Source organism: Kroppenstedtia guangzhouensis, assembly GCF_014637345.1.
Taxonomy (GTDB): Bacteria; Bacillota; Bacilli; order Thermoactinomycetales; family DSM-45169; genus Kroppenstedtia; species Kroppenstedtia guangzhouensis.
In genome coordinates, this window is sequence record NZ_BMEX01000003.1 from 23,605 (window position 1) to 48,551 (window position 24,947).

Genomic DNA, 24,947 nt, shown 5'->3' on the forward strand with positions numbered 1-24,947 from the left:
TTATTCTCCTCTCTCCTTGCGCTGGTGCACAATGTGTCGCCAATCGAAATCCCCTTGTTGTAACGAGCGGATCAGCACCTCCGCCGCCGCCAGGTTGGTGGCCACCGGGATATTGTGCACATCGGCCAACCGCAACAGTGCCAGGATATCCGGCTCATGTGGTTGTGCAGTCAGCGGGTCGCGGAGGAAAATGATGCAGTCCAACTGATTTTCCGCCATCAGCGCCCCAATTTGTTGATCCCCTCCCAAAGGTCCGGATAAAAACCGATGAAGATTCAACCCCGTGGCCTCCCTGATCCGTTTTCCGGTGGTTCCCGTCGCATATAGGGTGTGCTCCTTCAAAATCTGCTGGTAGGCAATTGCAAACTGAACCATCTGCTCCTTCTTAAGGTCATGAGCAACCAGCGCGATCTTCAAATGGGTTCCCTCCAAGTCCTTAATCGTGAAAAAACCCACCCGGTAGTGGATCTCCTACCGCGCGGGATATCGACCGGGAATCAGAAGTTGACACTGGTTCAATTGATTTCATTATATTCTAATCCAAAAACCGAAATCAAGGAAGTGGAAACCGTGGTTTTTGTAACCCATGGTTTGTATGAGAGTTATTGTTGTCTGTGATACAAACTGGTCTGAAAATTATCGAAGGGAGGAATCCTTTCAGTGGGTCGCTTTTTCTGTCGGTTTCCAATGGTTGTATTGACAGAATTGTTTATGGGTTCTATCATGGAAAAAGACTTCCTGTGTGAGGATTTCCGGATGGTCCCGCAGTGCTTCTTCCTTTGGATGCAAGTATGCTGGAAGTCAATCTCGATACTTTCTCGAGACCTTTTTGGAACCGTGAGGTCGGAGGTTCGATTCCTCCATCGCGACAGCGATTAGCTCAGAGGCAGAGCACACGGTATGATGTGAGGTTCGATTCCTCAATCGTCTGGGGGACGATGCTTGGTAAGCACCTTATTTTGTGGGCTGTTGGGGAAATCCTCCGTCCTCCCGGCGGGAGTGCACCCGCCGGGAGGACACCGGGGGAAGCGGCCTTGAAGGTTGGTTGATCCGATGTGGTGGATTTCATGACACTCGGGCTGCGGGGGCCTTGATTGGAAGTGAAATGCCGGCTTCCCTTCTTTGGCTCATCCATCCCGAATGATGTAAAAAAGCTGCACCTGAAACCAAGCTCCGCCGTTTTCCGCGGGAGGATTTCAAACAGCGCCACATCTCATGAAACGAGGATAATAATGATGATACACATTCAAAAAGATCAGAGAGGCTTGTTGTTTAAACGGGGGGACTATGTCAAGCATCTGAAACCGGGAAGCTATTTTTTCCCCCTCTTTGCAAACAGCTTCGTAAGTTCATATCGGGTGGTCATCATGAATTTGGACGAGCCCTTCTCCCCCCCGGATCAGGACCTTCATCTGTTTCTGCATGATGAAGAACTGTTGAAGGAATTGACGATCTTGGACGTCCGGGACCATGAGCTCGCCCTTCACTATGAGGACGGAAAGTTTGTCGATGTCTACCCATCCGGTAAATACGCTTTCTGGAATTCATATAAAGAGCACACTTTCACTTTTGTGGATCTGAAAGAACCCGCCGTTTCCGACACGATCGACCGTTCCATTTTCATCCATCCGGAGCTGAATGGATTTTTTCAGGTCCTTAAGGTCCCCCCTCATCACCAGGGCCTCCTCTTCTACGATCATCAATTTCAAAAAGAATTGCCTCCGGGAAACTATTATTTCTGGAATTCATCCTCCGTCGACGTCCAACTGCAGACCGTCGACCTCCGTCGACAACAGTTGGATCTGACCGGACAGGAGATGATGACGGCCGACAAAGTCACCCTGCGCCTCAACTTTGTCTGTCAGTACCGGGTGACGGATCCGATGAAAGTCTTGGAAGTCCACTCTTTCAAGGAACAGGTCTACATCCACCTGCAGCTGATATTGAGAGAATACATCGGAACCTACCGTTTGGACGACCTGCTGAAGCAAAAACAGGAGATCTCTTCCCAGGTGTTGCATCGATTGCAAGAAAAAGAAGCCGAATTTGGTGTTCACTTCATCGACGCCGGAGTGAAGGATATCATTTTGCCCGGCGATGTCAAGGAGATCCTCAACACCGTCCTGATCGCAGAAAAGAAAGCCCAGGCCAACATCATCACCCGCCGGGAAGAGACCGCCTCCACGCGCAGCCTGCTGAACACCGCCAAGATGATGGACCAAAACCAAACCCTGTACCGTCTGAAAGAGCTGGAATTCCTGGAGCGCATCTGTGAAAAAATCGGTACCATATCCATCACCGGAGGCGGAAATCTGATGGAACAACTGAATGACTTGCTGGTCCGTCCAAACCGGGAAAAGTGATCGATTCAACTTGCCATACAGGCACAAAAAGACCCGCTCCCTGTGCGAAGGAGCCGGTCTTTTTGGATGATTCACCTATAGATGCGATCCGGTTAAAGGAATCAACTGAATTCCCAAACTGTTGCATCTATTTATATCGTGGAACCATCCAAAGGTGGGTTGATATAAGAGAGACCGTCCTCGATGGCCGGTCCTTGTTTATTGGTTTCCAAAGTCGCATGTTACCGATGATTCAATGTCTCTGCCAAACGTTGATATGCGGTTGATTAAAAGTCAGTCAACCAGAACGACACATCATCAGTATAACCTGAATGATGTGGTTATGTTTGGAGAAAGATATTGGGGCATAAATGAAAGGAAGCGATGAATAGATCCTACTATCGAATCGATGGAGGACAGGGAACAGGTTCTGCTTAAACCAAGGAAAATCATTTAAAAGGAAGGGAGATTCAAATGAGCAAATGATTTGACAGTAAAGTGGTGTTAATTACAGGTGCGGGATCCGCTGTGATTTGATTCCATAAAACAAAAAGAGCCGAAATTCCCCCTCCTCCCGGGGACTCGGCTCTTTTCATTTCACAGATCCATCACATTTTCCAAACCATAGATCAGACCGGTGTGCTTCATCACTTCTTCCACTGCCAGCTTGACACCGGGCATAAAGGATTCCCGGTTCATGGAGTCATGGCGGAGAGTTAAAAGTTGACCCGGACCGCCGAACAGGACTTCCTGGTGGGCGACCAGCCCCGGCAGACGGACGCTGTGGATGCGGAAGCCGTCCCGATAGCCGCCCCGGGCCCCTTCCAGGATCTCTTTCTCCTCGGGGTGTCCCTGTTTCTTCTCCTGCCGTTCCCTAAAGATCAGCTCCGCCGTCTTCAGGGCCGTACCCGAAGGGGCGTCCAACTTTTGGTCATGGTGCTTCTCAATAATCTCCACATCGGGGAGATACTTGGCCGCCTTGGCTGCAAAAACCATCATCAACACCGCCCCGATGGCAAAATTGGGGGCGATGATCCCGCCGATCCCCCGTTCCCGGCAGCGCTCATCCAATTCCCGCATCTCCGCCTTCGTCAGACCCGTCGTTCCCACCACCGGGCGGACACCGGCATCGATCGCCAACTCCATATGTTCCCTGACCAGGGAGGGAGTTGTGAAATCGACCAACACATCCGGCTGTCCCAGTTCCAGAGCCTCCCCCAAGGAGTTGGTCAAAGGAATCTCCTGTGCACCGATGCCGATCACTTCACCGATGTCTTCTCCAGTATGTGTTCGGGCTACTGCACCGGTCAGCTTGAAATGGGCTTCCCCGGCGATCATCCGGATCGCCTCCCGCCCCATGCGCCCGGTGGCTCCGGCTACAACGATATGAATGGGATTCATCCCGTGGCACTCCTGACAGTTTTGGTCAGGAGCACTTCCCTCCTTTATCCGCCTCTATGTAAAGTTATGAATCGATCCGGGTCCAGCGATCCGCATCCCGGCTATTGTATTTTTGCATAACCATTTGAAACGCATCTTCCAGATTGATTTCCAGGGAGTTGGCAAAACAGATGACAATGAACAGCAGGTCCCCCAGCTCCATCTCCATACTGTTTTCCTCTTCCTCCGCTTTTTTCGGTTTCTCCCCAAAGCGGTGGTTCACCTCCCGGGCCAGCTCCCCGACCTCCTCTGTCATGCGGGCCAACATGGACAAGGGGTGGAAATAGCCCTCCTTGAACTGGGAAATATAAGCGTCCACTTCCTGTTGCATCTCCTTCATCGTCTTACCGTCCATCTTCTCCCTCCTCTCAGGCCTTTCCTTATGGTAACCCATCTGTTAAGGGAAGACAAACTTACCCGTGAAATCGACCGGAAAGATCTAAAAAAGATGCCTTTTGCCCGGTTATTGCCCGAGGCTGAGGAGGTCGCTATAATAAATCGAGGGTCTTCAAAATAATGAGAGGAGAAAGGAGGCAACACTGTTGTACAAACACATCAAACCTGTTCTGATGATCCTGACCGGGGCATTTTTATTCTCGATCGCCATCAACTACTTCGCCATCCCCAACAAACTGGCTGAGGGCGGTTTCACCGGGATCGCTCTGGTGCTTCACTATTTATTCGGCTATTCCCCGGGAACCGTCATCCTCGTCATGAATATCCCGCTGTTTTTTATCGGATACAAGGTTTTTGGAAAAAGGGCTCTCCTTTATACAATCCTGGGTACGGTGTCCGTTTCCGTCGCCGTATGGTTGACTGCCGGGGATTATAAACCCGTCGGCGACCCCCTCCTCGCCGCCCTTTACACCGGTGTCCTGATTGGAGGTGGACTGGGACTGATTTTCCGGGCCGGGGGAACCACCGGGGGTGTGGATATCATCGCCCGAATGGTTCACAAGTATTGGGACTGGAGTATCGGTCGAACCATGTTTCTCTTTGATCTGCTCGTCATCGTCGGCTCCACCTTCATCATCGGCCGGGAAAAGGCGATGTACACAGTGGTTGCCGTATTTGTGGGATCCCGGGTGATCGACTTTGTTGTGGAAGGATTAAACACTTCCAAAGCGGCCACTATCATCTCGAGCAAGGCTGTCTCCATCTCCGAAAAGATCACCTGGGAGATGGAGCGCGGTGTCACCCTGCTAAAAGGACGCGGTGGATATACCGGAACAGATAAGGAAGTCCTGTATGTGGTGGTCAGCCGAAACGAACTTCCAAAAATGAAACAATTGATTCATTCCATCGACCCCTATGCCTTTGTCGTCGTCCACGATGTCCGGGACGTACTGGGTGAGGGATTCACCTACGACCGAGAGTAACCACTTCATGACGATCGACACGGTATTTTCTCCATCCGACATAACCGAGAGCCAACAGGAGTACCCCACCGACAATAAAAGCCGGCTTCATCCAATCCGGACCTTCACCGGCGCCGGCCAGCACACCCTCTTCTTTCCCGAGAAGTGACGGTCGAATCATTTTCTCCCATTGCTCCAATGCAGATTGCAGAGGTACCATGGGCAACGGCTCCTTTCCCGCCTGCCCCGCAATCGACTCAACATAGGATTGGACCGCCCCCGCGATTTCCGGTTTACGGGAGACCCACAAGGCCGGTTCGATCTGTCTGAAGTCAGCTTTCAATCGGTTCGCCGCAGAAAGGACTGTCTCCGGAGAATCCTTTTTTATCCCCCTCTTCATCTTCCGGATCTCACCCCCCATCCGGAATACATAACTCTGCCACAAAGGTTGGGCGGGATGTGCCAGCGCATCAAAAGCCAACCTCATCCGTTTTGAAGCTTCATTCAATTTTTCGGGTTGCGTCATCGCCCGAATCAACTCCCGATCCAAATCCACCAGCGTATCTGACAGCGCACCGATGCCTTCCACAGATAGATGCACATTGGAAAAATCCCCCTGCGAAAAACTCTTCGCCAGCTTGGACAATTCCTCCCGTGCCTCTTCCCGATTTCCTTCCCTCACCAACTGATCCACCCGCTCAGCCTGCTGTGACCAACTTTCCATCAGCTCGCTCCCTTCCGCCCGGGTCCAGCCACTCCCTCCGATCAAAAAAAGAACTGTCCATAACCCAATCATCCATCGCATTCCCATCCCCCCTCCACCAGCAAGCCGTCCTCTTTACTCCATCCTATGCACAACCTGTCCAAACATGAAAGGTGAACTGAAAGAGTCCCAATTCCTGTCCGGCTTGTTAGCCGGTGATTCGATAAGGAAAGTAATAGTTTGTAATACAAACCAGTTTATTTTATGTAGTCAGAATGAAATCAATAATACTAGAAGTATTTTTAAAAAAAGCCGTTTGCAGGGGGGTGGATTTCACATGGAGTGATTTGGGCAGTTCAGAACAACAAAAAGGTCATGTGAAACCCAATCCCGACCGCTCCCCTGGCCAGCACAAATTCACAACGCTTCCAGACGAAGGGCTCCTTAAATAAAGCCGACATCCCCGAAGGGTTGCCGGCCTGAAACCAGTTATTTTCCTTTGAACCAAAGCGGGAGTTCTTCTTTTCGTTCCGGTCTTGGCGAGAAGACCAACCAAGTGAACAGCAGCAGACTGACCAGACTCAGGCTGAGGGTGAACAGCGCCACAACAGGCTCAGTTCCCGCCATGGAAAGGGGCAGCCACGGATGGATTCCCACGCCATAATCCATGACGTCATTCAGCACGGTCCACCCTCCCACCAGGAGAATCTCTTTTCTTCCAAAAATGAAGAAACGACTGTAGAGTATACCTTCCACTGCCATTCCGAGATGAGAAACCATCAACATCCAATCCGTCCACACCAGCGATTCCAGAAAAGGTTTATCCGACAACACAGCCCCGGCCAGGATCATGGACACCGCCCAAACCCCATACTTAAACAGGGTTACACCAGCAAAAGCCTCCCAGAAAGGACTCCGCTTGTTGAAAAGATAGAGAAACAGAACCAAGGTGAAGGCGGCACTGGCTGTTGGACTGTCCGGGACAAAGGGGAGCCAATAAACAGGAGTGGCTTCCAATTGATTTTTGTACCAATAATACCCGTAGATCGATCCTAGAAAATTGACCGTCAAAAGCACATACAGAAAACAGCGCCGATCCAACTGCCGGACAAACCATTCCCACCACCACCATCTGTTTCGCAATCGATTCCCTCCTGTCCAGGTGGATAAAAAAACCGGCCCATACCGGGGCCAGTTTTTCGGGGGAATCCCCCTCACTGTTCAGATTCTTTCTCTTCGGGTGGGTACTGCTTGGCCAGCCATTCAGCCAATTGCCGTTTTTCCTGTTCATTCCCCTGGAACATTCCGGCCGGCATCGTGCCTTTCCCCTTATCCATAATGTCAATGAGCTGCTCCGGAGTATAGGCACCTCCGATCCCCGTCAGAGCGGGCCCTTGCAACCCCTCCAACTTTTGACCGTGACAGTTGACACAAGCATTGTTCTTATAAATCTCATAGGCAGGATTTTGTGGGTCCACGATTTTAGCATCTTCACTGGAGCCTTTCGGCTGGGCTGCCAGTTGCTTTTCGTGTTCATCCCAGGCCACCCAGGTCAAAGTCACGATTGCAACCAGAGTCAACAGAGCTATACCCGTCGCGGTCGGCCGTTTCATGGGGCGGCGGTCCTTCCCCCGATCCAGCCAGGGCGCAAGAACCAGTCCTCCAACCATCAAGCCCGGAATCACCACAGTTCCCAGGACAACAAAGGGGCCGGATGCCCACTTGAACTTCAGCAATTCATACAGGAACAGAAAGTACCAGTCTGGCACCGGAAGGAATCCGGTATTGGTCGGATCAGCCTGCTCGCCCAGAGGCGGCTCTTCCGCCATGACCAAGGCCATGAATCCCACCAGTACGACCACTGCCACCATCCATTCCTTCAAGAGGAAGTTCGGAAAGAAAGCCTCTGTTTTGCCGGGAAACTCGGAGTAGTCTTTGGGGAGAAGCTTTTTCTCCCGGACCCGGACCCGCGAATCGCCGACGTAATGTACTTTACCGTTACCGTCGTTGTGTGCCATGTGTTATCCCCCCTTACCCTCGGCTTATAGCGGCCCCGAGATCCCTTGTTTCCGGATCAGGAAGAAGTGAGCGCCCATCAGGCCCAACAAAGCGGCGGGGAGGAAGAAAACATGTAAGGCAAAAAACCGGGCCAGAGTCTGGGCTCCGACGATTTCTCCCCCCTGCAGGAATGTAGCGATGGCGTCCCCGACCACCGGAACGCTGGCTGCGATTTCAATCCCCACCTTGGTGGCAAAGTAGGCTTTGTTGTCCCAGGGCAGGAGATATCCCGTAAATCCGAGACCCACCATGACTCCGAACAAACCCAGACCGATCAGCCAGTTGAATTCGCGGGGGTGTTTGTAGGAACCGGTGAAAAACACCCGCAGGGTATGCAGGAACAACATCACGATCGAGACACTGGCACCCCAGTGGTGCATTCCGCGAACAATCTGGCCGAATGCGATCTCATTCTGGAGGTAATCAACACTCTTCCAGGCGTTCTCAATGTCCGGAACATAGTACATCGTCAGGAACATCCCGGACAAAATTTGGATCACCACAATAAAAAAGGTCAACCCACCAAAGCAGTAGATAAATGCTGAGAAGTGGTGAGCCGGGTTCACATGTTCCGGAACCTCATGATCCGCAAGGTCCCGCCACATCGGGGTGATGTCCAAGCGTTGATCCAACCACTCATATGCCGCTTTCAGCATAATCAGGCACCTCCCCCGCGCTTAGTGATGGGACCCAAAAGAAGTCTTCCGTTTTCCACCTTGTAGGCGTAAGTATCCAAGGGTCCGTTGGGCGGCGTTCCGGGAACGTTCACCCCGTCTTTGGTGTAAAGTCCGCCGTGGCAGGGACAATAAAAATGGTTCAAATGGCCTCCGCCCTCCCAATGCACCGTACACCCCAAATGTTTGCAGATCGGGGAGAGAGCCAGAATCTCGGCACCGTGTTTTGCCACCCAGGCCGTTGCCTTTTCCCCATCCTCTTTCATGTACCAACCATCTTTCCGCTTAATGCGAAATTCCACCGATTTCGGCTTGCTGCCAAACTCATCCACCGGTCCGACATCCACATACTTCGTATCCGTCCCTTTTTGCAGGAGCGGATCCACAGCAAAGCGGATCATCGGGAACAACACACCGGAAGCGAGAAAACCGCCGGTACTCGCAATCGTGTAGGTCAAAAACCGCCGGCGTGACATCCCCGGCTTTTGCTGCTCGCTCTTCTTTTCGCTCACGACTCTTCCGACCTCCCTCTATACGGCATAACGTCCAACGGACCGGAACCTATGGATTACTAGGACATACTCATGATAGCCAACCCGTTTGAACAATGTCAAGGACGGGCCGGAATCAACGGATCGGTACTACTTTTTCCTCAAACCCTTTTCATCATTCCTCTAAGTTTCATTCCAACGTGTCACAATCTCGTCACTGACTTTCATAGCCAGCTCCTCCGGCTCCAAATCCGTTTTCCCGGGGAGGAACATCCATTCCCAATTCCCTTTGATTCCCGGATCAAGCCAAGTGCGGTAAGCTTCCGGAGCGAGCAGAATGAAGTGATGAAAATCTCCCTTTACTTCATCCGCCACATGTTCCACATATTGAAGCAATGAGCCGGGGTCCGCTGTCGCGTATGGGATTGCCGGCAGCAACAGCAATCGTCCGGTCAATTCCCTTTCCACCCGACTGGCCACCTCCCGAACCCGTCTCGCCTCTCCCAGAACAGGCTGCTTTCCTGAGATCCGGATCCGGTAAAGTGGGAGAAGGAGTGTGTCCACATAAGGGGCCCACCGGATCCAATCTTCATGATCCAAGCTGGAAAGCCGCATCGCCACCCCTCCCTGATTAAATTAAAAAGCCCGGCATCTGCCGGACATTATATCGGAGTTAACTTTCCTTTTCCACGAATTTCAACCATTGTTCGGTTAATTGTAAGAATTCCTTTTCGTCCCCCCGTTCCAAGGCTTCGTCAATCCGCCGATACAGATCTTTTTTTCTGAACTCCCGGACCGATTCATCGAGGATCATCTCCGCCATCAGACTGAACAGGGTATCCTGTACAAGGTCTTGTCTCTCCATCGGATTTACCTCCAATACGGCGGCATATTCCGGACAAGTGGCTTTGTCTTTGAAACAAAGGCTGACATAGAGATCCTCAGTTTTGTTTGTACGGAGATCGTAAAATGCCGATTCCACATCTGCACTCACCCGCTGGTTTTTCATGAATTTGAAGGGGGTCATCCGTACGCAGCGGGTGGAAATCAGGAGTGTTTTCGGCAAGTGACAAAGACTATCCACAAAATGGGTTCGTTTGAGCAGTTGATCTTCGGAACAGAGATAATTCAGCAGCCAGGCCGCTTCCCGTTTCTGCAATTCATAACGGCTCAAAAACCACTGGATAAACTCTTTCTTTTCCGAGACCGTTACACACTCGCCCATCTCGATCCCCCCACCCAGGATGGATTTGAATATTTAGACATCTGTTGGTTATGTTGATGTATCTGAATACTATGAGAGTGGCTTTTGTCTTTATTCCACAAACCGGCCGACATTTCCTGCTGAAGGGACAAATTTATCTCCGGGATTGAACCTCCAAATATTTCACATCCAGCTCTTTATCGGCGAACCCGGATACACCTGAGACCCATCGGTGTCCCGTGACATTCATTCGCACCACCTGCTCCCCGGAGGGGGTCTCCCCGATTCGGATCAGCCCCAGATGCAACATCAGCTTGAGGGTCCGTTTGAACAAATCCTCTCCCGTCTCATAGTAATAAGAGTCCAGCCAGTCTCCGACCACTTTTTCCACCTCACGGGATAAATACCAGCCACCCTCTGCCAACAGATCAATCCACTTGACAATGAGGGCGATTCGCGGGATCGGTTTCCGGTACAAGCGAAGCCAGAAACGGTACATTTCCCGTCCTTCGTCCCCGTCGTTGTTATGAATTTTTCCCAATCCCAACGCACTTAAACGGAGCACTCCCTCCGTCTCTTCCTCCAGGATATATCCCTTGTAATAGGCATAGTCGTACAAAAGGGAGAAGCGGTCGGGATATTGATGGTATCGACGCCCAAACCCAAATCTCCATCCTTTTCCCTCCACCGGCTCCTCCTCCACATGGAGGGTTTTCAGGATTTGTCGTTGTTGTTGCCGGTAAATCGCCCCTTCTCGGGTCAACCGGACCTCCTGTTGCGCCAGAAACAAGAGAAAACTGTGAAGATCCTCTGCCAACAGCCCTTCTTCATTCCGATATACCGCCGGTTCAGACACCTCTTTCTGCCCTCGGTACATTTGGGCAAAAAGACGGAGGTACCGTTGACGCAGATCCTCCGGAACTTCGAACAACGTGCGATTACGTCCGGTGACATCGGGAAAAACCCAGCCTTTTCGCAATCCGATAATCAACAGATCCCGGGGCGTCTCCTCCTCATCATCGATTGCGGCCCGCCCCTTGCTCAAGAGATCTTCCCTGCTGAACAATTGGCGGGAATCGAAACAGAGCTGCTGCAAAAACCGGAACTGGGCAGGTGTCAGCGAATCCAATTCCCCCTGTAACCTGGAAGAACCTCCAAGATGGTACAAAAGAGACGTGATCAGGCCGTTTTTCGAATGACTCTCCCTCCCGCATCCGTAGTGGGAAGCCATCCTTTTCAAATGATCGATATCCGCATAGGTGAGCAAATCCGCAAAATTCATCTGGAAAGCTCCTTTGAAACATTTTTGGTTCTTAGGTTGCCTGTTTGAAGAGAGATCCATACATTTCCAAGCTCACCCTGCGAAAGACGTCCATTATGTAAAAGCTGCTCATCCTTTTGATGGAATCAACAGGGGACCTTTATGACACATCGACATCAGAGATGAAAAATTAAATTCCCCCGAGGGGGAATATCAGCACGAAGGCTCACCGGATCTTGGACCGGCACCACCCAAATAATATAAATCTTTGATCACGGTTTCTCCCACACCTTCCTCCCACGGCTCATTCGGCGAAATCTCCGGGACTCTCCCTCGGTCACCCGAATCCTCCTTCCCAATAGGAACAACAGGCAGGTCAGCCCCCCCAGAGTGACAGGGTGAAAAGTCCAGCGGGCGGGATTGAAAAGACGGAGACCGTCCCCGATCAATCCACTCCAGACATCAGTAAACACTATCCCGGGAACGGTCGACAGGGCGGGAAGCAACAGGGGAAAATGGACGGCCAGAAAAACCGCCAGGGAAGGACCCACTTTCAAACCATGGTGATTCCAGGCGGAAGATCCCAAACCGATATAGATAAAACAGGTGATCACCCCGATCACGAGGAGAATCCACTCCAGCATCTGTGATGCGGTGTCAGCTTGGGGAAACCACTGGCTGATAAAAAAAGGGAACACCCACTCCTTCAACAGGATCACCGAAGCGAGTACAAAAACCATTTCCACAGCCATTGCACCGGCTCTTCCCTTCATTGATCTCCCCTCCTGTTTCTACAGTTATGACAAATTGGACAAAAAAAGAACCGCCCTACACACGGGCGATTCATATGGATAGGAGTGGAGAGAAACCATACTATGTGTATAGTATAAACAAGCGAAATTGTGAGGTCAACAGGTAATTTCAAATTTTCTGATTGGGCTGTCTTTTCACAATCCCTCCAGCAGGGATGCAAACTCCGGAAAAGAGACATCGATGGCTTCGACCCGGGTCACAGTGGTTCTCCCTGCGGCGACCAAACCCGCCACTGCCATTGCCATCCCGATTCGGTGATCCCCGTGACTGTCACATGGGCCGCCGGTCAGGGGAGTTTTCCCTTCGATGACCAGACCATCATCCGTCTCCTCCACCCGTCCCCCCAACTTGCGCAGCTCCTGAGCAGTTGCAGCGATTCGATCACTCTCTTTCACCTTCAACTCCGCTGCATCCCGGATGACGGTATTACCGGCGGCCTGGGTGGCAGCCACTGCCAGTACAGGGATCTCATCGATCAGGCGCGGAATCGTATCCCCTCCAATCTCCACTCCTGTCAAGGAACTGTGGGAAACCGTGACATCCCCTACCGGCTCCCCATTCCATTCTCCCGTCTGGATGATCTCCAGTTCACCGCCCATCTTTTGGAGGACATCCAAAATTCCCGTCCGGGTGGGATTGAGGCCCACGTCCCGGATCATCAGCCGGCTCCCGGGGACGATCAATGCCGCCACAATCAGAAAAGCCGCTGACGAGATATCTCCCGGCACACGGATTTCCCGGGCCCGCAAGACTTGCCCTCCCGAAACCGACACGCCCTGGGAATCACAATCCACCTTTACTCCAAAAGCCCTCAACATCCGCTCCGTGTGATCCCGTGACAGAGCAGGTTCTTCCACCCGGGTCACCCCCTCTCCCTGCAACCCTGCCAACAGGAGAGAAGACTTCACCTGGGCACTGGCCACCTGACTACGGTAGGTGATCCCGGTGAGTTGACCTCCCCGCACAGACAGCGGAGTGAATGAGCCTTTGGAGCGACCGTCCACTCTGGCTCCCATCAGACGAAGGGGCTCCACCACCCGGTTCATCGGGCGGCGTCCGATCGATTCATCCCCCAAAACCGTAGCATGGAAGGGACGCCCCGCCAACACCCCAAGCATCAAGCGAATCGTCGTTCCTGAATTCCCCACATCCAGCACTGTCTCCGGCTCCCGTAGTCCTTCCCACCCTTGTCCCTCCACAGTCAATGTTTCAGAGCCGTCACGATGAATCTTCACTCCCATCCGCCGAAAGCATTCAATGGTGCCAAGACAGTCCGCTCCGGGAAGAAAACCTTCCACCCGGCTTGTCCCTTCAGCAACAGCCCCCAACATCACCGCCCGGTGAGAAATCGATTTATCCCCCGGGACCCGGATCTCCCCACGGAGATCCCTTCGCTCATGGATCTGTAACACTCCCATGCCCTCGCCTCCCTCTCTAATCCAAATCCGGATCAAACACCTGATAACCCGAGACCCTCAGACAGGCCACCGCCTTTTTCAACTCCTCTTCGTTATCAAAGACCAAACGGAGCACTCCTGCCCGGTCTTCACGGTTTTCCATCACTCCGATATTTCGGAGATTGATTTTCTTCTCCCCCAAGAGTTGAGCCACCCGGGCAATCTCCCCGGGAATGTCAGGGACATCCACAGTGCATTCATATACGGGAGGAAGCACTCCCTTGCGTCCTTCGGGAAGCCCTTCCCGGGACTCCTTCGCCTTGCGAAAAAAAGCTTCAATCGCCCGGGCATCCCGATCCTTGACTGCCGATCGGATCGCCTCCACCTCCCGTGCCCAGTCTTCCAGCAGTTCCAGCACACTCTCCCGGTTACTCAACAGAATATCCCGCCACATCACCGGATGGCTGGCCGCCACTCGTGTCAGATCCCGAAAACCACCAGCGGCCAGACGATGAAACCATTCGTTGGAACTGTTGTAATCTGCCACCTGGTTCACCAGAGATGCCGCCACTATGTGGGGAAGATGACTGATCGCCCCCACCACCCGATCATGATGTTCCGGGTTCATAATCACCAGCCGGGCCCGGGTGGCCCGCTCCAACAACCGGCTGAGCCGTTGCACTTCCGGCAACGGAGTTTCCGGTAACGGAGTCAACACATAATAGGCGTTTTCAAACAAGAGCGGTCGTGCGGCCTGCACTCCGGAACGGTGAGATCCGGCCATCGGGTGGCCTCCGATGAAGGTTCCCCGAAGGTTGACCAAGCTTTCGGCATATCGGACAATCTCCCCCTTGGTGCTGCCCACATCGGTGATGATACACCCCCGCTTGAGTGGGAGAGCCGCCAATTGTTTCAACAGGCGAGGGGCGGCTCCCACCGGAACGGCGAGAAAGACCACATCGGCATCCTCCACCGCTGATTCCAGGCAAATGTGCCCCTTATGAATCAATCCAGCCGCTTTCGCCAGCGAAAGAGATTCCTTTGACGCGTCAAAACCGTGGACTTCCAAGTGAGTCCGTTCCTTCAGGCAGAGAGCCAGGGAACCCCCGATCAAGCCGATCCCCAGCACCGCCGCTTTTTTCATCATGTCATCCCCGTTCTCTGAAGGGTTTTTTCAGACAGGCGGCCAACTCTTTCAAAAACAGCCGATTCTGCTCTTCACTTCCAATCGTTACCCGAATGTGCGTCGGATAGCCCAGGGCCGCCCCCGACCGAATGATAATCCCTCGTTGGAGGAGTGCATGATACACCTCATCTGCAGAGCGGCCAGTGTCGATTAGCAGAAAATTGCCCTGGGTGGGAAAAGCGGACAGTCCCCAAAGATCCAACTGTGCTCGTATTTGCTCTTTTCCCTCCCGGTTGACCTGCTGACAGCGACGGACGAATTCCTGATCGGTGAGAGCTGCCCGAGCGGCCCGCTGCGCAATCCGATTAGTGTTAAAGGGCTCCCGCACCTTGTTCAGCTCTCCTACGATCGCCTCCGAGGTTACACCGTAGCCGATCCGGAAAGCGGCCAAACCGTAAATTTTAGAGAAAGTGCGCAACACCAACAATCGGGGATCTTTTTTCAAGAGGGACAATGAATCCGGATAGGAAGGCGCGTCCACATATTCAAAATAGGCCTCATCCACCACCACCAGAACATGTTCCGGCAGCCGCTTCAAAAACGCCTCCAATTCCTTTCCGGATACCATCGTTCCCGTCGGATTGTTGGGATTGCACACCCAAATCACCCGAGTCCGTTCAGTCACTGCAGCGGCCATTCCTTCCAGATCGTGCACCCCGTCCTTCAGGGGAACCTCCACCGGAATTCCCCCTTCGATCACCGTCTGAGTCTTGTATCGGGGGAAGGTGGCTTCAGCCATGATGGCTTCATCCCCCTTGTCCAGGTATGCCCTGGCGATCATCTGTACTATCTCGTCAGATCCATTCCCAAAAACCAGAGATCCCGGGTCCACCCTGAGACGTCGGGCCAACTCCTTCCGCAATTGTGGGGCCTCCCCTTCCGGATACAGGGAAGTGTAGGCCTGTTCTTCCCGCAAAGCCTCCCACACCTTGGGGGAACATCCAAAGGGATTCTCATTGGAGGCCAGCTTCACCACCTCAGACAACCCGAATTCCTGTTTTACTTCTTCCAGCGATTTCCCCGGCTGGTACACTGGTAAGTTCCGTAGGGCATATTTCGATTCCATCAAGGCTCCTCCCCGTTCTTTTTCTCTCTATCTTACAATATTGCGGGTAAAAGAAAAATCCCGTGCCCGGTGCACACGGGATGGAAGTCGTTTATCCTTCATGGAATGGAACGGTCAGTGCCGTCAGATCACGAATAAACTCCCGGATCTCTGCCAAAGCCTGCCCCTTGCGATTGGAATCCTGCAACCGATCCTTTTTGGCTTCGATGAGCCGGATCAAAACACTTCCCACCACAACGGCATCCGCATGGTTGAGGAAATGTTGGACATGTTCGGCACGGGAAATCCCAAAGCCCACTGCCGTCGGCACCGGGCTGTACTCCCGCACCACATCGAGGAATCGGTCCACTCCCTCAGAAAAATGCTGCCGTATTCCAGTAGTTCCTAGGGAAGAGACACAGTAGACAAACCCTCTGGCATCAGAGACAATGCGGCGGATCCGCTCCCGGGAAGTGGGTGCCACCAGAGGAATCAGATCCACTCCACTTTTTGCGGCCAGGCTGGAAAACAATCTCCCTTCCTCCCAAGGGAGATCCGGGATAATCATCCCGGTCAGACCCGAAAACCGGGCCCTTTCCAAAAAATACTCCTCACCGAATCGAAGGATCGGGTTGTAATAGGAAAAAAGAACCAAAGGGGTTGTCACTCCGATTTCCCGGGCCGTCTGCACCAGTTCCAACACCCAGGTCAGTGTCACCCCTTGTGACAACGCACGTTCCGAGGCGGATTGGATCACCGGGCCGTCAGCCAGCGGATCGGAATAGGGCACTCCTAACTCAATGGCGGTCACCTTTTCCTCATCCAACAACCGGATTATATCCAGTGTTACCTCCAAGGAGGGATCCCCCGCCGTGATAAAAGGAATCAACGGAAGCCTGTCCCCGCTGCTGAAAGCTGCTTCAATCCTCATCACAATCCCTCCAGACCCTGCCGAATCGAATCTACATCTTTATCTCCCCTGCCCGACAGACAGATCACCACGATCGAATCGGGATTTCCCTTCTTCGCCAACTTGATCGCCTCGGCAACGCCATGAGCCGATTCCAAAGCCGGCAAAATTCCTTCCGTCCGGCAGAGCAGACGGACCGCTTCCAGGGCTTCCCCATCCTCCGCCGTGGTGTAACGAACGCGCCCCTTCTCCTTCAGATAAGCGTGTTCCGGTCCCACTCCCGGATAATCAAGACCCGCAGAGATCGAATGGGCGGGCAAAATCTGGCCGTGTTCATCCTGCAGCACGTAGGTGAGGGAACCGTGAATCACCCCCGGCGACCCCATCGTCAGCGTGGCTGCATGATGGTCGGTGGTGACCCCCTCTCCCGCCGCTTCCACACCGTGCAGGCGGACCGAAGGATCCTCCAGAAAAGCGGTAAACATCCCGATGGCATTGGAACCACCCCCGACGCAAGCCACCACCTCATCAGGAAGGCGCCCTTCCCTTTCCAATATCTGACTCCGGGTTTCATCTCCAATCACCCGTTGAAAATTGCGCACCATCTCAGGATAGGGGTGCGGACCGACGACCGATCCGATCAGATAGAAGGTATCCTCCACATGGGAGACCCAATGGCGGATCGCTTCATTGGTGGCATCCTTCAGCGTACGGGTACCCGAAGTGACGGGAATCACCTTCGCCCCCAACAGCTCCATGCGGAACACATTCAGTTGTTGCCGGCGAACATCCTCCTCCCCCATAAACACTTTGCACTCCATCCCCAGGAGAGCTGCCACCGTGGCTGAGGCCACCCCGTGTTGACCGGCACCGGTCTCCGCGATCAGCTTCCGCTTCCCCATCCGCTTGGCCAGCAATCCTTGCCCCAGGGTGTTGTTAATCTTGTGGGCACCTGTGTGATTCAGATCTTCCCGCTTCAGATAGATGCGGGCCCCTCCCGTCAGCTCGGTCAGACCTTGTGCCAGAGTCAGCGGAGTCGGCCTCCCGGAATATTCCTTCAGGAGGCCTTTCAACTCCTCCTGGAACTTTGCATCCGCCAACGCGGACCGGTACCCTGTCTCTAATTCAGCCAACGCCGTCATCAATGTCTCGGGGACAAACCGTCCCCCGAAATTGCCGAACCGGCCTAAGGGATCTGCCGATCGGGATTCAATGGACTTGACGGTCATATTGCCTCACCCTCTCTACAAAGGCACTGATTTTTTTCCGATCTTTCCTTCCTCCCGTCTCTACCCCGCTGGAGACATCCACTCCATCCGGAGCATACCCTTTCAACAGCGAATCCACATTGCCGGGGGAAAGTCCTCCCGCCACCCAAACCGGGAGCTTCCACCTCCTCCATCGTTCTTTTTCCCCAGGAATCCGTTCCCAGGGAAAGACCCTGCCCGTCCCCCCCGACGAAGAATCGAGCAGGACAGCATCAATCTGGGAAGCATAATCACCGGGGGAGACGGGAGATCTTTTTCCCATGTGAAACACCTTCACCACGCGAATCTTCACCTTCTCCTTCAGCCACTCGCAGAACTCCGGTGACTCCTCCCCGTGAAGCTGGATCAAGTCCAGGGGAACCCGATCCAACACGGACAACAATTCTTTTGGGGTCGGATTGACGAATACTCCTATCTTCAGCACATCCCGGGGGAGGTGAGCGGCGATGGCCGTCCCTTGTTCAAGGGTCACCCGACGACGGCGGCCGGGGACGAAAATCATCCCGGCGGCGGAGACATCAAGCCCTTTCAATTTCTCGGCATCCTCCGGTGAACACAGGCCGCACACTTTGACAAAAGTGGTCCTCATGCTCGGACACCCGCTGTCAAATTTTCCACCGCCTCCCGGGGAGAGGCGTGGCGCATCAGATATTCCCCCACCAGGATGCCGTCCACACCTGCCCGGGCCAATCGTTGAAAATCCTCCCGGGAGTGAACCCCACTCTCCCCGATCACCGGAATACCGGCAGGAACCCGGCCCCGCAACCTCTCCGTGACCGACAAGTCCGTCTCAAAAGTGTGCAGGTTCCGGTTATTGATTCCCAATATATCAGGACCTGCCGCCAACGTTCGCTCCAACTCCTCTTCCCCATGGACTTCCGCCAGCACCTCCAAACCGAGGACATGGGCCTCCCGGATGAGCTTTCTCATCTCTTCTGCAGACAACATTGCGGCAATCAGCAATACCACATCAGCCCCTGCCAGCCGGCTCTCCACCAATTGCAGCGGATCCAGGATAAAATCCTTCCGCAGAACAGGAAGCCGGACGCTCTCTTTCACCTGGATCAGGTTGGCCAAGCTCCCTTTGAAGTACGTCTTTTCCGTCAACACCGAAACCGCTGACGCGCCCCCGGCCTCATACTCCCGGGCTGTCACCGCCGGATCCACATCCAGGCGGATATCCCCTTTGGAAGGGGATGCCGGCTTCACCTCAGCAATCAGTGCCGGAGGGGAAGCTTGCTTTCCCAGGGCTGTCACCAATGAACAGACTGGTGGCAGATGGCGGGCCTCCCGATATTCCCTCTCCCCCAAACGCCCCTTCAGCGCTTGAATCTCTTCTTTCTTTCCATCCACGATCTGTTCAAGAAACATGGGAAACCTCCGCTCCTCTCCGTGCTGCCATCTCCTCCAACTTGGCCTGTGCCCGTCCCTCATCCACGGTTTCCCTGGCGAGATGGATGCCTTCCTGCAAGCAGCCCGACAGACCGGCGATAGTGAGCACCGCCCCGGCATTGGCCAGGACCACATCCCGGCGGGGTCCCGGCTTCCCCTGAAAAATTTCGCGGATGATCCGTGCATTGACGACGGCATCTCCCCCCGACAGCTCCGTGGGATGGCACCGCTTCAGGCCCACTTCCTCCGGTGTGATTCGATAAGTGTGAACCTTGCCGTCGCGGATTTCACTCACCTGTGTTTCTCCCGTGAGGGTAATCTCGTCCACTCCGTCCAAGCCGGACACCACCATGACCCGCTCCGATCCCAGAGAGAGGAGGACCCGTGCCAAAGTTTCCGTCAACCCGGGATCAAACACTCCCACCAGCTGTCGCCGGACTCCCGCCGGGTTGGCCAAAGGTCCGGCCAGATTGAAACAGGTGCGAAACCCCAGTTCCTTCCGGATCGGCATCACCTGTTTCATCGCCTGGTGGAACAAGGGAGCGAACAGAAAACAGATTCCAGTCTCCGCTAATGTCTGCTCCGCTTCTTCCAAAGTGAGTTGAATCCCCACCCCCAGTGCTTCCAGAACATCGGCACTGCCGCTCTTCCCGGAGACGGCCCGGTTTCCGTGTTTGGCCACCGGAACACCGGCAGCGGCGGCCACGATGGCGGCAGCGGTGGAAATATTGAAGGTTTTGCCCCCATCACCTCCGGTACCACAGGTATCCACCGCTTCTGGAGGGACAGCGGTTAGTTGCTGTGCCCTGGCTCGCATGGAAGCGGCCATCCCCGCCAATTCCTCCACCGTCTCCCCCTTGATCCGCAAGGCCGTCAACACTGCAGCCACCTGCGCCGGAGGGAGTTTCCCCTCCATCATCGCCCCCATCAATGTCTCTGATTCGGCACGATTCAAATCTTCGTTTGCCATCAGCTTCGCTAAGCTCCGCTCCACCATGCTCCGCTCTCCTTTCATCGCACCGGGGTGAATAACTGCTCCGCAAGGGTAAGGGCGCGGATCAATCCCCGGGCTTTGTTTCTGGACTCCTCGTACTCTCTTTCCGGAACCGAATCGGCCACCACCCCGGCTCCGGCCTGAATATAGGCAGAACCTTTCCAAAAATGGATCGTCCGGATAGTGATGCAACTGTCCAAGCTGCCATTGAAACCGAAATATCCGATAGCCCCGGCATAAATCCCCCGACTCTCCGGTTCCAGCTCGGCAATCCGTTCCATCGCCCGGATTTTGGGTGCACCGGAGACAGTTCCTGCAGGAAAACAGGCCAGAAAACCGTCCAAAGGATCCACCCCCTCTTTCAGTTCCCCTGTGACATGGGAGACCAAATGCATCACATGGGAGTAATGTTCCACGGCCATCTCCTCCGTCACCTGGACTGATCCGTATTTGGAAACTTTACCTAGATCATTCCGACTCAGATCCACCAGCATGACATGCTCCGCCCGTTCTTTCTCGTCCTGCATCAACTCAGCGGCCAAAGCTGCATCCTCTGCAGCATCTTTACCCCGGGGACGGGTCCCGGCGATGGGACGTGTCTCAATTTTTCCGTCACTTACCCGGACCAGCAATTCCGGGGACGCACCCACCACCTCCTCATCTCCCAGGGAGAGACAATACATGTAAGGAGATGGATTGAGCAAGCGCAGGACGCGATACACTTCCCGGGCCGGGGGTGGATTTCTCCACTCCCATCGCTGGGAGGGCACCACCTGAAAGAGATCCCCCTTCCGGATATATTCCTGAGCCCTGACTACCCGGTCACAGTACGCTTCTTTTCCTAAATTGGAAACCACCCGATCAAAATCCGCCGCACTGCCTTCCACCACCGACGGCAATGATGCAATGGGAAACTTCCCTCCTGTCAACTCCTCCTTCCACCGATCCAGCTCTGCCAAAGTCTCCTCATAAGCGCGATCAAGCGCCTCTGCCTCCATCCCAGGTTCCACATGCAGATTGATCACGAGGACCCACTCCTGCCGTAAGTGGTCCACAATGATCAGCCGATCGAAAAACATCAGATGAAGATCCCTGGAGCTGGGAGGCTCCTTGCGGGGGAGGATCGGTTCCTTCAGTGCAACCGCTTCATAACCTACGTAACCGACCGCCCCACCCAAAAACGGCGGATAACCGGAATATCGGGGAGAGCGGTACCTTCGGAGGAGTTCTTTCGCCATTTGGAAGGGATCCTCCGCTTCAAACCTTCGTACTCTTCCATCTTCCGTGATTGTCACACGATTGCCTATGCTTTGAAACACAAGGAAGGGATCTGATCCGATAAATGAATAGCGACCCCATCGTCCCTTGCTTTCAGCACTTTCCAACAAAAAGGAATAAGGTCGCTTTCCCAACCGTCGGTACAGGCTGATGGGTGTCTCCATATCGGCAAATACCGTTTTGCAAACAGGAATGCTTGAAAAGTGACGGGCATAGTCCCGCACTTCATCCAGAGTGGGGGTATACACAGATAAGGCTCCCTCCTTTAGGTGGAGATCTGTTGGAGCCAGAGGAAAAAGGGGAAAGAAAAAGACCGAAGCACAGTGGCTCCGGTCGGGGTTTCCGTACACTCCCGCTCGGCTCTCCTCTGCTCATCTCGTCTCATCTCATCTCTGATCCTCATCTCTGCTCTCGGCTTATTCCTACTTTACTGAAGAGAAGGGTTGGTGTCAACCATGGAAACCTACTGATCCGTCAAGTCCGGACGCAGTTGCCGGGCATCACGCAGATAAACGTGCCGGATTCTGGAAGGATCCCGGTCGGTGTTGGCAAGGACCAGCAGGCGGATGCATTTTTGCAAAGCACCGGGTACATCCACCTCGGTGGCACACATTAGCGGGACTTGTTTCCAGCCAGGCAGAGTCCGAATCCCACGGGCTGGAAAAGTGGCATTCAAATCGGGACTCATCGTGACAAATACACTGGCGATATCCTCGGGACAAACCCTGTTTCTCTCCACCACCACTTCCAACAATTCCCGGGTGGCTTCCAGGATCGCTCCCTCTTCGTTATCGGAAACCGTCGTCGCTCCCCGAATCCCACGCAGGCTCATCCCGCTTCTCCTCCTCTCAGCCGGTTGAGTGCCCGGCGGATTACAGACTCCTCCAACCCGTCCACCATGTCCACTCGGCCGATACCCCGGGGAAGCGCAAAGGTGAGCTTCCCTTTTCTCACCTTTTTATCCCGGCGCATTCTCTCTAGGAGCTCCTCATCGGTGAGCTCTAAGGTGAGGCGGGTCGGAAGACCGAAGGCGGACAACAGACGGGCGATCCGCTCTGACACCGGGGGACAGAGCCCCGACTCTTCTGCTAACATCGCTTCACCCACCATTCCGAGCGCCACCGCTTCCCCGTGGGTCAAACTGCCATATCCCGCCGCTGCCTCCAAGGCGTGACCGATGGTGTGACCATAGTTGAGGATCGCCCGCAACCCGGATTCCTTCTCATCTTGGGACACCACTTCCGCTTTGACGGCACATCCTTTCCAAATCGCTTCTGAAACGGATTCCGGGTCCAACCGTTTCAGGTCCTCCACCTGCCTCTCCAACCAGCGAACAAAACCCACATCCCGGATCAGGGCATGTTTCACCACTTCGGCATAACCTGAAGCCACTTCCCGCTCCGGCAGTGTGTGCAATGTTTCCACATCAAACACTACCATCGAGGGTTGATGAAAGGCGCCGATCATATTTTTCCCGAGGGGGTGGTTCACCCCCACCTTCCCACCCACACTGCTGTCATGGGCCAAAAGGGTGGTCGGCAACTGAACAAAGGGGATTCCCCGCATATAGGAAGCGGCCAAAAAGCCGGCCAAATCACCCACCACCCCACCGCCCAGGGCCAGGATGGCGCCAGTTCGGTCCAGTCCGGCCCGGATGCAATCCCCTGCCATCTCTTCTAACAATGATAATCTCTTGGAACTTTCCCCCGCTGGGATCGTGAGATACCCCACCTGAAAGCCATGATCGGTCAAATCCCTTTTTACATCCTTTCCATAAAGGGCGCCCACCTGATCATCCGTCACCAACATCAACGGGCGTCTCCTGCTCCAGCCGATCTCCCGCAGCAAATCCGGCAGGCGACCGTGCAACCCGGAACCGATATGGATGGGATAGCTTCGTTTTCCAATCTGAACATGAAGTGTCTTCATCAGAACCTGCGAGCCTCCTCCCGGCGACGCACCACATCCCGAAGGAGGTCTTCGGCGGTATCGGAACTGAATGTCTCCAACAGGGCCCGAGCGACTTCCCAAGCGACCACATTCTCCGCGACCACACTGGCCGCCGGCACCGCACAATTATCCGAACGCTCGATACTGGCTTCAAAAGGCTCCTTAGTGTCGAGATCCACACTGCGGAGGGGTTTGTACAACGTGGGGATCGGCTTCATCACCCCGCGGACCACGATCGGCTCCCCGTTGGTCATTCCTCCCTCAAAACCACCCAGACGGTTGCTTGCCCGATGAAATCCCTTCTCCTCGGACCAGAGAATCTCATCATGCACCTGGGAACCTTTCAGCTCACCTGCCTCAAAACCGATTCCGATCTCCGCCCCCTTGAAGGCGTTGATGCTGACGACGGCCTGGACGATCCGGGCATCCAGCTTCCGATCCCAGTGAACATGACTGCCCAGCCCGACCGGAACATTTTCCACCACCACCTCGACGACACCGCCCAGACTGTCCCCTTCCTGCTTCGCCTCATCGATCAACCGGATCATCTCTTTTTCCGCCTCGGGATCCAGGCATCGGACCGGAGAGGCTTCCGACTTTTCGGCGATCGCTGCCGCCGTCCATCCCGTGAGACGACGAGCTCCCACCGAACCGATCCGAACCACATGACCCGCCAAGCGGATTCCGCAGTACTCCAGCAACTGGCGGGCAACTGCCCCCGCCGCCACCCGGGCGGCAGTCTCCCGGGCACTGGAACGTTCCAAGACATCCCGCATGTCCCGGTGATTGTATTTGATCGCTCCGTTCAAATCCGCATGCCCTGGGCGCGGTCGCGATACCCGGCGTTTGGCCGCTTTTTCCTCATCCGGATGGACATCCATAATATCCTTCCATTTTTTCCAGTCTTTATTTTCGATGGAGAGAGCCACCGGTGCACCCGTTGTCATTCCAAAACGGATTCCGGACAGAATCCGGATCTCATCGGATTCAATCTGCATCCGTCGTCCCCGGCCGTATCCCTTCTGGCGCCGGGCCAGTTCATTATCCACCTTCTCTTTGGAAATGGGCAACCGGCTGGGCAAGCCCTCGATGATCAATGTCAATTGGGGCCCATGGGACTCCCCTGCCGTCAAGTACCGCATACCGATCCCGTCCTCTCCTGCTGTTGCTGTTTTTGCCGCTT

The 24,947-nt window shown here is 54.2% G+C and carries 26 protein-coding genes; 2 read left to right on the top strand and 24 right to left on the bottom strand.

The window, feature by feature from the left end:
* Entirely contained in the window at window positions 1-417 is a 417-nt protein-coding gene (mgsA, locus tag IEV46_RS04580) for a methylglyoxal synthase (protein WP_188431124.1), read from the bottom strand.
* Window positions 418-1,226: 809 nt separating this feature from the next.
* Here mgsA and IEV46_RS04585 point away from each other — a divergent pair.
* A complete protein-coding gene (locus tag IEV46_RS04585) occupies window positions 1,227-2,363 on the top strand; it encodes a slipin family protein (protein WP_188431126.1) in 1,137 nt (378 codons plus the stop codon).
* Window positions 2,364-2,939: 576 nt separating this feature from the next.
* Here the strand turns inward: IEV46_RS04585 and dapB are convergent.
* Window positions 2,940-3,743, bottom strand: a complete 804-nt coding sequence (gene dapB, locus IEV46_RS04590) for a 4-hydroxy-tetrahydrodipicolinate reductase (RefSeq protein WP_188430419.1) — start codon at window positions 3,741-3,743, stop codon at window positions 2,940-2,942.
* Window positions 3,744-3,807: 64 nt separating this feature from the next.
* Complete coding sequence (locus tag IEV46_RS04595) at window positions 3,808-4,137, bottom strand: nucleotide pyrophosphohydrolase (protein ID WP_188430421.1); 330 nt, start codon at window positions 4,135-4,137, stop codon at window positions 3,808-3,810.
* Window positions 4,138-4,321: 184 nt separating this feature from the next.
* Here IEV46_RS04595 and IEV46_RS04600 point away from each other — a divergent pair, with 184 nt between their 5' ends.
* Window positions 4,322-5,161, top strand: coding sequence for a YitT family protein (locus IEV46_RS04600; protein WP_188431128.1), 840 nt, complete (start codon window positions 4,322-4,324; stop codon window positions 5,159-5,161).
* On the opposite strand, the gene IEV46_RS04605 is transcribed toward IEV46_RS04600, so the two are convergent.
* From IEV46_RS04605 to aroC, 21 genes are all read right to left on the bottom strand, one after another.
* Window positions 5,142-5,945 (bottom strand): sporulation protein YpjB, encoded by an 804-nt coding sequence (locus IEV46_RS04605; protein WP_188430423.1) that lies wholly within the window; start codon window positions 5,943-5,945, stop codon window positions 5,142-5,144. The two genes, IEV46_RS04600 and IEV46_RS04605, sit on opposite strands and share 20 nt — an antisense overlap.
* A gap of 387 nt (window positions 5,946-6,332) precedes the next feature.
* Window positions 6,333-6,986 (bottom strand): DUF1405 domain-containing protein, encoded by a 654-nt coding sequence (locus IEV46_RS04610; RefSeq protein WP_188430425.1) that lies wholly within the window; start codon window positions 6,984-6,986, stop codon window positions 6,333-6,335.
* 71 nt (window positions 6,987-7,057) lie between these two features.
* Complete coding sequence (locus IEV46_RS04615; RefSeq protein ID WP_188430427.1) at window positions 7,058-7,861, bottom strand: menaquinol-cytochrome c reductase cytochrome b/c subunit; 804 nt, start codon at window positions 7,859-7,861, stop codon at window positions 7,058-7,060.
* A gap of 24 nt (window positions 7,862-7,885) precedes the next feature.
* Window positions 7,886-8,557, bottom strand: coding sequence for a menaquinol-cytochrome c reductase cytochrome b subunit (qcrB, locus tag IEV46_RS04620; protein ID WP_188430429.1), 672 nt, complete (start codon window positions 8,555-8,557; stop codon window positions 7,886-7,888).
* 2 nt (window positions 8,558-8,559) lie between these two features.
* Window positions 8,560-9,051 carry a QcrA and Rieske domain-containing protein gene (locus tag IEV46_RS04625; protein WP_188431130.1) on the bottom strand — a complete coding sequence of 164 codons (492 nt, stop codon included), beginning with the start codon at window positions 9,049-9,051 and terminating at the stop codon, window positions 8,560-8,562.
* Between the two features lie 198 nt (window positions 9,052-9,249).
* Window positions 9,250-9,681: a DUF2487 family protein gene (locus IEV46_RS04630; protein ID WP_188430431.1), complete on the bottom strand. Its 432-nt coding sequence runs from the start codon at window positions 9,679-9,681 to the stop codon at window positions 9,250-9,252.
* 58 nt (window positions 9,682-9,739) lie between these two features.
* Window positions 9,740-10,291, bottom strand: coding sequence for a ReoY family proteolytic degradation factor (locus IEV46_RS04635; protein ID WP_188430433.1), 552 nt, complete (start codon window positions 10,289-10,291; stop codon window positions 9,740-9,742).
* Window positions 10,292-10,424: 133 nt separating this feature from the next.
* Window positions 10,425-11,552: a hypothetical protein gene (locus IEV46_RS04640; RefSeq protein ID WP_188430435.1), complete on the bottom strand. Its 1,128-nt coding sequence runs from the start codon at window positions 11,550-11,552 to the stop codon at window positions 10,425-10,427.
* 251 nt (window positions 11,553-11,803) lie between these two features.
* Window positions 11,804-12,304 (bottom strand): hypothetical protein, encoded by a 501-nt coding sequence (locus tag IEV46_RS04645; protein WP_188430437.1) that lies wholly within the window; start codon window positions 12,302-12,304, stop codon window positions 11,804-11,806.
* A gap of 174 nt (window positions 12,305-12,478) precedes the next feature.
* Complete coding sequence (aroA, locus tag IEV46_RS04650) at window positions 12,479-13,756, bottom strand: 3-phosphoshikimate 1-carboxyvinyltransferase (RefSeq protein ID WP_188431132.1); 1,278 nt, start codon at window positions 13,754-13,756, stop codon at window positions 12,479-12,481.
* Window positions 13,757-13,778: 22 nt separating this feature from the next.
* Window positions 13,779-14,885, bottom strand: a complete 1,107-nt coding sequence (locus IEV46_RS04655; protein ID WP_188430439.1) for a prephenate dehydrogenase — start codon at window positions 14,883-14,885, stop codon at window positions 13,779-13,781.
* Window positions 14,886-14,889: 4 nt separating this feature from the next.
* Window positions 14,890-15,993 carry a histidinol-phosphate transaminase gene (gene hisC / locus IEV46_RS04660; protein WP_188430441.1) on the bottom strand — a complete coding sequence of 368 codons (1,104 nt, stop codon included), beginning with the start codon at window positions 15,991-15,993 and terminating at the stop codon, window positions 14,890-14,892.
* 91 nt (window positions 15,994-16,084) lie between these two features.
* On the bottom strand, window positions 16,085-16,903 hold the full coding sequence (trpA, locus tag IEV46_RS04665) for a tryptophan synthase subunit alpha (RefSeq protein ID WP_188430444.1): 819 nt from the start codon (window positions 16,901-16,903) through the stop codon (window positions 16,085-16,087).
* Entirely contained in the window at window positions 16,903-18,111 is a 1,209-nt protein-coding gene (gene trpB / locus IEV46_RS04670) for a tryptophan synthase subunit beta (RefSeq protein WP_188430446.1), read from the bottom strand. Before trpB ends, trpA begins: the two co-directional genes overlap by 1 nt.
* Window positions 18,092-18,739, bottom strand: coding sequence for a phosphoribosylanthranilate isomerase (locus tag IEV46_RS04675; protein WP_188430448.1), 648 nt, complete (start codon window positions 18,737-18,739; stop codon window positions 18,092-18,094). The genes trpB and IEV46_RS04675 overlap by 20 nt, the downstream gene beginning before the upstream one ends.
* Window positions 18,736-19,521: an indole-3-glycerol phosphate synthase TrpC gene (gene trpC / locus IEV46_RS04680; protein WP_188430450.1), complete on the bottom strand. Its 786-nt coding sequence runs from the start codon at window positions 19,519-19,521 to the stop codon at window positions 18,736-18,738. Before trpC ends, IEV46_RS04675 begins: the two co-directional genes overlap by 4 nt.
* Window positions 19,511-20,539: an anthranilate phosphoribosyltransferase gene (gene trpD, locus IEV46_RS04685; protein ID WP_188430453.1), complete on the bottom strand. Its 1,029-nt coding sequence runs from the start codon at window positions 20,537-20,539 to the stop codon at window positions 19,511-19,513. Before trpD ends, trpC begins: the two co-directional genes overlap by 11 nt.
* Before the next feature lie 14 nt (window positions 20,540-20,553).
* Window positions 20,554-22,062, bottom strand: coding sequence for an anthranilate synthase component I (trpE, locus tag IEV46_RS04690; RefSeq protein ID WP_188430455.1), 1,509 nt, complete (start codon window positions 22,060-22,062; stop codon window positions 20,554-20,556).
* A gap of 215 nt (window positions 22,063-22,277) precedes the next feature.
* A complete protein-coding gene (gene aroH / locus IEV46_RS04695; protein ID WP_188430457.1) occupies window positions 22,278-22,646 on the bottom strand; it encodes a chorismate mutase in 369 nt (122 codons plus the stop codon).
* Window positions 22,643-23,743, bottom strand: a complete 1,101-nt coding sequence (gene aroB / locus IEV46_RS04700; RefSeq protein WP_188430459.1) for a 3-dehydroquinate synthase — start codon at window positions 23,741-23,743, stop codon at window positions 22,643-22,645. The genes aroH and aroB overlap by 4 nt, the downstream gene beginning before the upstream one ends.
* Entirely contained in the window at window positions 23,743-24,906 is a 1,164-nt protein-coding gene (gene aroC, locus IEV46_RS04705; RefSeq protein WP_188430466.1) for a chorismate synthase, read from the bottom strand. The genes aroB and aroC overlap by 1 nt, the downstream gene beginning before the upstream one ends.
* Between the last annotated feature and the right edge of the window lie 41 nt (window positions 24,907-24,947).

Coding starts and splice junctions, on each gene's coding strand:
- IEV46_RS04625 (WP_188431130.1), bottom strand. CDS start 9,051: ATGTCACGCCGGCGGTTTTTGACCTACACGATTGCGAGTACCGGCGGT.
- trpD (WP_188430453.1), bottom strand. CDS start 20,539: ATGGTGGAGCGGAGCTTAGCGAAGCTGATGGCAAACGAAGATTTGAAT.
- IEV46_RS04615 (WP_188430427.1), bottom strand. CDS start 7,861: ATGGCACACAACGACGGTAACGGTAAAGTACATTACGTCGGCGATTCG.
- aroC (WP_188430466.1), bottom strand. CDS start 24,906: ATGCGGTACTTGACGGCAGGGGAGTCCCATGGGCCCCAATTGACATTG.
- IEV46_RS04655 (WP_188430439.1), bottom strand. CDS start 14,885: ATGAAAAAAGCGGCGGTGCTGGGGATCGGCTTGATCGGGGGTTCCCTG.
- aroH (WP_188430457.1), bottom strand. CDS start 22,646: ATGAGCCTGCGTGGGATTCGGGGAGCGACGACGGTTTCCGATAACGAA.
- IEV46_RS04595 (WP_188430421.1), bottom strand. CDS start 4,137: ATGGACGGTAAGACGATGAAGGAGATGCAACAGGAAGTGGACGCTTAT.
- aroB (WP_188430459.1), bottom strand. CDS start 23,743: ATGAAGACACTTCATGTTCAGATTGGAAAACGAAGCTATCCCATCCAT.
- IEV46_RS04645 (WP_188430437.1), bottom strand. CDS start 12,304: ATGAAGGGAAGAGCCGGTGCAATGGCTGTGGAAATGGTTTTTGTACTC.
- IEV46_RS04640 (WP_188430435.1), bottom strand. CDS start 11,552: ATGAATTTTGCGGATTTGCTCACCTATGCGGATATCGATCATTTGAAA.
- hisC (WP_188430441.1), bottom strand. CDS start 15,993: ATGGAATCGAAATATGCCCTACGGAACTTACCAGTGTACCAGCCGGGG.
- IEV46_RS04605 (WP_188430423.1), bottom strand. CDS start 5,945: ATGCGATGGATGATTGGGTTATGGACAGTTCTTTTTTTGATCGGAGGG.
- qcrB (WP_188430429.1), bottom strand. CDS start 8,557: ATGCTGAAAGCGGCATATGAGTGGTTGGATCAACGCTTGGACATCACC.
- trpA (WP_188430444.1), bottom strand. CDS start 16,903: ATGAGGATTGAAGCAGCTTTCAGCAGCGGGGACAGGCTTCCGTTGATT.
- IEV46_RS04635 (WP_188430433.1), bottom strand. CDS start 10,291: ATGGGCGAGTGTGTAACGGTCTCGGAAAAGAAAGAGTTTATCCAGTGG.
- trpB (WP_188430446.1), bottom strand. CDS start 18,111: ATGACCGTCAAGTCCATTGAATCCCGATCGGCAGATCCCTTAGGCCGG.
- trpC (WP_188430450.1), bottom strand. CDS start 19,521: ATGTTTCTTGAACAGATCGTGGATGGAAAGAAAGAAGAGATTCAAGCG.
- IEV46_RS04675 (WP_188430448.1), bottom strand. CDS start 18,739: ATGAGGACCACTTTTGTCAAAGTGTGCGGCCTGTGTTCACCGGAGGAT.
- dapB (WP_188430419.1), bottom strand. CDS start 3,743: ATGAATCCCATTCATATCGTTGTAGCCGGAGCCACCGGGCGCATGGGG.
- IEV46_RS04630 (WP_188430431.1), bottom strand. CDS start 9,681: ATGCGGCTTTCCAGCTTGGATCATGAAGATTGGATCCGGTGGGCCCCT.